The following is an 8,349-nucleotide window of genomic DNA, read 5'->3' on the forward strand; positions in this document are numbered from 1 at the left end:
CTAGCATAGAGGCAGTAGAAATTCATTCTAATAAAAAGAAAGTGTGACTCTTACTAAGATAGCAAAAGTATATGCAAGCAAAATTATTTTGCTTGTAGATGCAAAAAATAACTGCTTAGCAAACGATTTTTGCATAATAACCAAACAAAAAGGTTGAATTCCTCAGCACTTAAACTTTGGCATCATTCTTGCGTTATAACTTAATCGAGAAACACATTACGTTAGAAAGCGTTGATTTTAAAATATAAAGGAGGAACATGTGATGAGTCAGACAAAGTCTATTATAGAACAAACCCAAAAATTTGGTGCCAACAACTATCATCCACTACCTATCGTTATAGCTAAAGGGCAAGGAGTTTGGGTTGAGGATCCGGAAGGCAACCGCTACATGGATATGTTGAGCGCCTATTCGGCCTTAAACCAGGGCCACCGTCACCCGAAAGTGATCCAAGCCCTGAAGGATCAGGCCGATCGCGTTACCCTTACTTCTCGTGCTTTCCATAATGAGAGATTAGGTGAATTTTACGAAAAGGTGTCCCGCTTAACCGGCAAGGATATGGTTTTACCAATGAATACTGGGGCCGAAGCGGTTGAGACAGCGATTAAGGCGGTCAGACGCTGGGCCTATGAAGTGAAAAAAGTGGCAGAATACCAAGCAGAAATCATTGTCTGCGAAGGAAACTTCCACGGCAGAACGACCACGATCACCTCTTTCTCTTCGGAAGAAGAATACAAGCGCGGATTTGGACCGTTCACTCCAGGATTTAAGATCATTCCTTATGGTGATGTTGAAGCCCTTAAGCAAGCCATTACCGCCAATACAGCTGCATTTCTCATTGAGCCGATTCAAGGGGAAGCGGGGATCAAGATTCCAACGGAAGGATTCTTGAAAGAGGCTTATGAAGTATGTAAAGAAAACAACGTACTTTTTGTTGCGGATGAAATCCAAACCGGTTTTGGCCGTACGGGTAAAACCTTTGCTTGCGACTGGGAAGAGGTAAAGCCGGATATGTATATCATGGGGAAAGCCCTTGGCGGCGGTGTATTCCCAATTTCAGCCGTGGCAGCGAATGCCGATATCCTAGGGGTATTTAAACCAGGTTCCCATGGCTCCACTTTTGGAGGGAATCCGCTAGCTTGCGCTGTAGCCATTGCGTCCTTGGAAGTGCTGGAAGAAGAAAACCTAGTCGCTCGTTCTTTGGAAATGGGTCAATATTTCTTGGATGTATTGAAGAAAATCGATAACCCGGAAATCAAAGAAGTGCGAGGAAGAGGTTTATTTATCGGGGTGGAGTTAAACGAAAAAGCCAGACCTTACTGTGAACAGTTAAAGGAAAAAGGTCTGCTCTGCAAAGAAACGCATGAAACCACCATCCGTTTTGCGCCTCCATTGAATATCACCAAGGAAGAATTGGATTGGGCCCTTGAGAGAATTAAGCAAGTATTGGAAGTTAAACAGGAAGTTACAGCTTAAACCATACGAGGTGGAGACCATGAGCCTACTAGAAAAAGACCTACATCAGAAGCAGCAGACCGAAGCAAAGGAAAATCTCGATGTATTTGCCAGAACCCAGCAAGTGATTAAACAGGCATTGGATAAGATGGGGTATGAAGCTCCAGTATATGAGCTCATGAAGGAGCCATTGCGCCTTTTGACGGTGCGAATCCCTATCCGCATGGATGATGGCTCCACAAAAGTATTCACAGGCTGGCGCGCCCAGCATAATGATGCAGTAGGACCGACCAAAGGGGGGATTCGCTTCCATCCTGAGGTATCAGAAGATGAGGTAAAGGCCCTTTCCATGTGGATGAGCATCAAATGCGGGATTACCGATCTTCCGTATGGCGGCGGGAAAGGCGGGATCCAATGTGATCCCCGCAACATGTCTTTCCCCGAGCTCGAGCGTTTAAGCCGGGGCTATGTTCGGGCCATCAGCCAAATCGTTGGACCGACCAAAGACATTCCAGCTCCAGACGTATTTACGAATTCGCAAATCATGGCCTGGATGATGGATGAATACAGCCGAATCCGCGAATTCGATTCCCCTGGATTCATAACGGGAAAACCTCTCGTATTAGGCGGTTCCGCAGGACGGGAGTCTTCCACGGCAAAAGGGGTGACCATTGTCATGGAAGAGGCGGCAAAGGTCGTCGGCATTCCTTTGCAAGGGGCTCGTGTCATTATCCAAGGGTTCGGAAACGCGGGAAGCTTCTTGTCCAAGTTTCTCTATGATGCAGGGGCAAAGGTAGTGGGAATCTCCGATGCCTACGGTGCTTTATATGACCCGAATGGTTTAGACATTGATTATCTCTTAGAAAAACGCGATTCCTTCGGAACCGTGACCAAGCTATTTGATAATCGCATTACGAACAAAGAATTGCTCGTTCAGGATTGCGATATTTTAGTTCCTGCGGCGATTGAAAACCAAATCACAGAGGAAAACGCAGCCGATATTAAAGCGAAAATTCTGGTTGAAGCAGCTAACGGCCCAACTACCCTTAAAGCCACACAAATTCTAACGGAACGAGGCATTCTCATCGTCCCTGATGTGCTGGCTAGCGCCGGCGGCGTGGTTGTCTCCTATTTCGAATGGGTGCAAAACAACCAGGGGTACTATTGGTCAGAGGAAGAAGTAGAAGAAAAGCTGCAAAAAATTATGGTGAAATCCTTCCATAATGTCCATCAAACGTCACAGGAGCGAAAAGTCGATATGCGTCTAGCCGCTTATATCGTCGGTTTGCGCAGGATGGCAGAAGCGTCCAAATATAGAGGCTGGGTATAACCCTAAAAATATAGAATCAAAGGAGAACTGGAAATGAGCACATTAACCAAAACTATCACCCCGTTTGTCAATGAACCCTTTACTGATTTTACGAAGGAAGAAAATAAGAAAGCCATGCAAGCGGCGCTTACCAAGGTAAAGAGTGAATTAGGCCGAGACATTCCTCTTCACATTGGAACCGATAAGGTAATTACGGACGCGAAAATCGTCTCGATTAACCCAGGGAACGTAGACGAAGTGATCGGTCGAGTCAGCAAAGCCACGCAAGAACTGGCTGAACGTGCGATGCAGGTTGCTTTAAGTACCTTTGAAACTTGGAAGAAGGTTCCGGCTAAAGATCGTGCAGAGGTTTTGCTTCAAGCAGCAAAGCTGATGAGAGAGCGGAAGCATGAGTTTTCTGCAATGATGGTATACGAGTCAGGCAAAAACTGGGCAGAAGCAGACGCAGATACAGCGGAAGCCATTGACTTCATGGAATATTATGCCCGTGAAATGATTCGCTTGAGCGAAACCAATGTGCATCATCCCCTTGTCAAAATTGAATCGGAAGACAATTACCTAACGTATATCCCGCTTGGTGTTGGAGTGGTTATTCCGCCTTGGAACTTCCCATTAGCCATTTGCGTAGGGATGACGACAGCAGCGGTTGTATCCGGAAATACCGTTTTGTTAAAGCCGGCTTCCACAACGCCTGTGATTGCTCACAAGTTTGTCGCTTTAATGGAAGAAGTCGGCCTTCCAGCAGGGGTCATCAACTTTATCCCTGGAAGCGGAGCCGAGGTTGGAGATTATCTGACTACTCATCCGAAAACTCGCTTTATCAGCTTTACCGGTTCCAAGGAAGTCGGTCTGCGCATTAATAAGCTAGCAGCTCAAACGGCAGAAGGGCAAATTTGGATTAAGCGCGTTATTGCGGAAATGGGCGGAAAAGATGGCATCGTGGTTGATGAAACGGCTGACTTAGAAGCTGCTGCTGCTGCCATCGTGGCTTCTGCTTTCGGTTTCCAAGGGCAAAAATGTTCCGCAGGCTCTCGTGCCTTTATCGTAGAATCGGTGTATGACCAAGTGGTAGAAAGAGTAGCTGAGCTTACGAAGAAGCTGACAGTTGGCTTACCGGAAGAAAACTTCCCAGCAGGTCCTGTGGTAGACCAAAGCGCGTATGAAAAAATCCTTGATTATATCGAAATCGGTAAAGGGGAAGGAAGACTGATCGCCGGCGGAGGCAAAGCAGAAGGAAACGGCTACTATATCCAACCGACAGCATTTGCTGATGTGGACGGGAAAGCCCGTATCATGCAGGAAGAAATTTTCGGACCAGTGCTTGCCATCGCGAAAGCAAAGGACTGGAAAGAGGCCATCGATATGTTCAACGATACGGAATTTGGTTTGACCGGCTCTTTCTACTCTACTAATGAAGAGCGAATCCAGTATGCCGAGGAAACCATCCATTGCGGAAACCTTTATATCAACCGCAAGTGTACTGGGGCACTAGTAGGCGTTCATCCGTTTGGCGGATTCAACATGTCCGGTACGGATTCCAAAGCTGGAGGACATGATTATCTTCTCTTGTTTACCCAAGCGAAGTTGGTATCTAGAAAAGTAAAGTAAAGTATGTACAGAAGCCAGAGAGGTCGAAGGACTCTCTGGCTTTTTTTCGTGCCTCGTTTCTCCAAAAGTAGAATATTCAACATTAAAATTGGTGAAATTATCCAAAGATAATACAGTTGTGAATTAAGATAGACCAGTAATGTTTTCTCATTTGCACGAGTGGAAAGAAGGGGCTGATATGTTTTATAGCAACCGGTTTAGAAAGAACAAAAGAGTAAATATTCAACAGCAGGCCGAAAATCAGCTGGTTCCTCTTTCTAGGCAATTAAACAAAAACATTGAGTTTCTTCGAACAACTTATGAGGATTGTTCGGATGTCGTCTTTCGGCCTTTTTTCATCGGTGGTATAACGAAGGCCGTTCTTATTTATATTGAGGGGTTATGCAATATTGAGGAAATTGATGCAAGCGTGTTATCCCCTTTGATGGAAGAAAGCGCATCGAAGCACAGTACCTTGCATGAGCTATTCCAAAAAAAAATCTCTGTCACCAAGGCAAAAGAACTAGAAACATTTGCAGATTGCATAGAGCAGCTTTCTATCGGAAGCCCTGTACTATTGCTGGAAAATGAAAATAAAGGCTACGCATTCGGCCTTGCGAAATGGGAAAAGCGTTCCATTGAAGAACCGACGGCCGAATCTGTCATACGAGGCCCCCGCGAAGGGTTTACGGAATCTTTAGGGGTCAATGCTTCGCTGATCCGGAGAAAAATCAGAAGCCCTAAATTGAAAATGAAGTCGATGAAAGTCGGCCGTCTAACTCAAACCGAAATGATCGTTGCCTATGTGGATGGCATTGCCGATCCTACCTTAATTGAGGAAATCAATAATCGGCTGAAGCGGATTGATATCGATGGGATCCTGGAAAGCGGGTATATCGAGGAAATGATTGAGGATAACCCTTTTTCTCCATTTCCTCAACTATTGAATACAGAACGCCCGGATGTGGCCGTTTCAAACCTGCTGGAAGGGCGAGTCGTCATTTTGATCGATGGGACTCCCATTGTTCTAGTCGCTCCGACGACGCTTTATTCCTTGCTTCAATCCAGTGAAGATTATTATGAGCGATTTTTGATCGGAACGGCCATCCGCTGGCTGCGCTATGTCTTTGTGCTCATTTCGCTGCTGCTCCCGTCCGTCTATGTCGCTGTATTGACTTACCATCACGAAATGGTTCCTACTACCCTGCTGCTGAGCATGGCGGCTTCCCGGGAACAAGTTCCTTTTCCGGCACTGGTTGAGGCTCTTATCATGGAGATTACGTTCGAAGGGCTTCGGGAAGCGGGGATTCGGCTTCCCAAGCAGGTGGGAGCGGCGGTGAGCATTGTGGGCGCGCTGGTCATTGGCCAAGCGGCTGTCCAGGCCGGAATCGTTTCCGCACCGATGGTCATGGTCGTTGCGATTACAGGGATTGCTTCCTTTACGATCCCACGCTATAATGCGGGAATTGCCCTGCGGATGCTGCGTTTTCCCATCATTATCATGGCGGGCACGCTGGGCTTGCTCGGCGTGATGCTGGGGATCATTTTCATCCTGACTCACTTGTGCGCCTTGCGGTCTTTTGGCGTTCCCTATTTGAGTCCGATGGCCCCGATGAAATTCCGCGATATGAAAGACGTGCTGGTGAGAGCGCCTTGGTGGATGCTGAATACTCGTCCGCGTTTGACGGGAGAGTATAACAAATACCGCCAGGCTCCGGGCCAGAAACCGGATCCAGTCAAGGAAGATGACTAAAAAGTATGGGAAAGAGGTGAAACCGTGATTGAAAAAGGGAAAATCTCCGCCCTGCAGATGGCCATCCTCATGCACCCGACGATCATAGCCACGGCCATTCTGCTTCTTCCTGCCATTACCACCCGGCATGCCGAGAGGGATATGTGGATCTCGCCGATTTGGGCTTCCCTAACCGGCTTTTTGACGGTATTCCTCGCGTATCAGCTGAACCAGTTCTATCCGAAGGAAACGATCATCCAGTACAGCAGGCACATTGTCGGTGTGATACCGGGAAAAATATACGGGCTTGTCCTTTTGTTTTTTTATCTGCATATCAATGGGATCGTCATTCGGGAGTATGGGGAATTCATCGTCGGAGCCTTTCTCCTGCAGACCCCAATAAATCTGGTTATGGGCAGCATGGTTCTAGCGTGTGCCTTCGCCGTGCGGGGAGGGATCGAAGTCCTCGGAAGGCTGGGGCAAATGTTTGTACCGATCGTGGTCCTTCTCATCTTCTTGATTTTCTTTCTTCTTTTTCCGGATATGGAGCCTGAAAATATGTTCCCGATCATGGAGAAGGGGATCATTCCTTCCATGGTCGGAGCGATGGCCCCGCAGAGCTGGTTCAGCGAATTCCTTCTCATCTCTTTTCTCCTGCCGCATCTCACGGATCGGGAAAAAGGGCTGAGGTGGGCCATGATCTCCGTATTTCTGGTTTTGGTCGTGATGCTGGTTACCAATCTCGCCACCTTGTTCATTATGGGAGGCATTACGGCCACCCTGGCGTATCCGGTTATGAGCATCGTCCGTTATATCAGCATTGCCGACTTTTTGGAGCATCTCGAGTCCTTGGTCATGGCGATGTGGGTGGCCGGCGCCTTCATCAAAATTTCCGTGTTTTATTACGCGCTGGTGTTGGGAACGGCCCAATGGCTGAATCTCTCCGATTACCGGCCGCTGATCTTTCCTCTCGGGTTACTGCTGACGCTGTTTGCCATTTGGTCTGCTCCCAACCTGGCGGAATTGGCCCACTTCCTGGGGACGGCGTCCGTGTTTTATCTAACGTCGGTCCAAACGGCCATCCCACTTCTGTTATGGATGATTGCCCAGCTAAGAAGGAGAAAGGATAGGAAGAAGGGGAGGGCTAGCGGATGAAACATATGCTGTTTGTTTTATTGCTCCTGGCGAATAGTTTCCTTCTTTCCGGCTGCTGGGATCGGACAGAAGTCAATGATTTGGCCCTCGTGGTCGGAGTTGGGATTGATAAAAAAGATAAAAAGACCGTGGAGTTAACCGTGGAGTTTAGTGTACCCAAAGCATTGGGGGGCGGAGGCGGAGGTGGCGGGGGCAGTGCTGGCGGGGGCGGCCCCCAGACGCTTGTAAGGAGCGGAGAAGGAAATACGGTCGCCGATGCCATTTCGGATCTCCAAGAAAAAATTCCCCGCGATGTCTTTTGGGGGCATGCCAAAGTGATCGTGATCGGGGAAAAGGCCGCGAAAGAAGGGATTCGCGAGCATCTTGATTTCTTTTCCCGCCAACCCCAGACTCGCTTGCGTGCACATGTGTTTGTCGCCAAAGGGAAAGCCAAGGATGTAATGGCCCTTCTTCCCCCTCTGGAAGGGAGCTCCTCCGAAGTGCTGCGCGAATTGGCGAAATCCGAAATCCTGGCGGACGTCACCTTAAAAGAGTTATTTCAAATGCTTACCGGAGATGCGCAGGCAGCCGCCCTTCCCATGGTCAGCCGCCTTCCTCCCGGAGAGGGACTGGAGCCGCAGCAGACGATCGCCTATATCAATCGCACAGCTATTTTTAAGAAGGATAAAATGATCGGCCAGATCAGCGACAAGCTGACTAGAGGGGTTCTATGGTTCAGGAATGAAATTCAGCAGGCTACAGTCACCGTGAAGACTGAAAAAGGAAAGGGGTATATATCTACTACACTGCTTCGCGCCAACACGGAGCTCATTCCAAAGATCGAAGGGGGAAAATGGAAGATTACGGTAAAAGCGGTGACGGAAGATGACGTGATTCTGAATGCGAGCAACTTAAACCTGATGAATCCAGAGTTTGTCAAAATACTTGAGAAGGGTTTGCAAAAGGATTTGGAAAAGCGTTTAACCCTCACCCTGAACAAAGTGCAGAAAGAGCTGAAAGCCGATATTTTCGGTTTCTCTGAGGTATTTCACCGGAAGTACCCCATGCCCATCAAGCTAACAGCACTGAAAAAATAATTGTAATAAAATGTGG

The 8,349-nt window shown here is 47.8% G+C and carries 6 protein-coding genes; all 6 read left to right on the plus strand.

All coding sequences use genetic code 11. The features are described from left to right. Positions 1–262 precede the first annotated feature (262 nt). Positions 263–1,474, plus strand: coding sequence for an ornithine--oxo-acid transaminase (locus ABLT31_RS32085; RefSeq protein ID WP_367759399.1), 1,212 nt, complete (start codon positions 263–265; stop codon positions 1,472–1,474). A gap of 19 nt (positions 1,475–1,493) precedes the next feature. Beyond that, positions 1,494–2,783 (plus strand): Glu/Leu/Phe/Val family dehydrogenase, encoded by a 1,290-nt coding sequence (locus ABLT31_RS32090; RefSeq protein ID WP_367759401.1) that lies wholly within the window; start codon positions 1,494–1,496, stop codon positions 2,781–2,783. A gap of 33 nt (positions 2,784–2,816) precedes the next feature. Continuing rightward, positions 2,817–4,391: an L-glutamate gamma-semialdehyde dehydrogenase gene (gene pruA / locus ABLT31_RS32095; RefSeq protein ID WP_367759403.1), complete on the plus strand. Its 1,575-nt coding sequence runs from the start codon at positions 2,817–2,819 to the stop codon at positions 4,389–4,391. 178 nt (positions 4,392–4,569) lie between these two features. After that, positions 4,570–6,123 (plus strand): spore germination protein, encoded by a 1,554-nt coding sequence (locus ABLT31_RS32100; protein WP_367759411.1) that lies wholly within the window; start codon positions 4,570–4,572, stop codon positions 6,121–6,123. A gap of 24 nt (positions 6,124–6,147) precedes the next feature. Beyond that, positions 6,148–7,257, plus strand: coding sequence for a GerAB/ArcD/ProY family transporter (locus tag ABLT31_RS32105; protein WP_367759405.1), 1,110 nt, complete (start codon positions 6,148–6,150; stop codon positions 7,255–7,257). Next, the gene (locus ABLT31_RS32110) at positions 7,254–8,333 is read left to right on the plus strand and encodes a Ger(x)C family spore germination protein (RefSeq protein WP_367759407.1); all 1,080 of its coding nucleotides are present in this window, start codon (positions 7,254–7,256) and stop codon (positions 8,331–8,333) included. Before ABLT31_RS32105 ends, ABLT31_RS32110 begins: the two co-directional genes overlap by 4 nt. Positions 8,334–8,349: the final 16 nt, after the last annotated feature.

The organism is Ammoniphilus soli (genome assembly GCF_040813775.1).

Excerpts from the sequence above, each read along its gene's own strand:
- ABLT31_RS32085 (WP_367759399.1), top strand. The coding sequence starts at position 263 with ATGAGTCAGACAAAGTCTATTATAGAACAAACCCAAAAATTTGGTGCC.
- ABLT31_RS32090 (WP_367759401.1), top strand. The coding sequence starts at position 1,494 with ATGAGCCTACTAGAAAAAGACCTACATCAGAAGCAGCAGACCGAAGCA.
- pruA (WP_367759403.1), top strand. The coding sequence starts at position 2,817 with ATGAGCACATTAACCAAAACTATCACCCCGTTTGTCAATGAACCCTTT.
- ABLT31_RS32100 (WP_367759411.1), top strand. The coding sequence starts at position 4,570 with ATGTTTTATAGCAACCGGTTTAGAAAGAACAAAAGAGTAAATATTCAA.
- ABLT31_RS32110 (WP_367759407.1), top strand. The coding sequence starts at position 7,254 with ATGAAACATATGCTGTTTGTTTTATTGCTCCTGGCGAATAGTTTCCTT.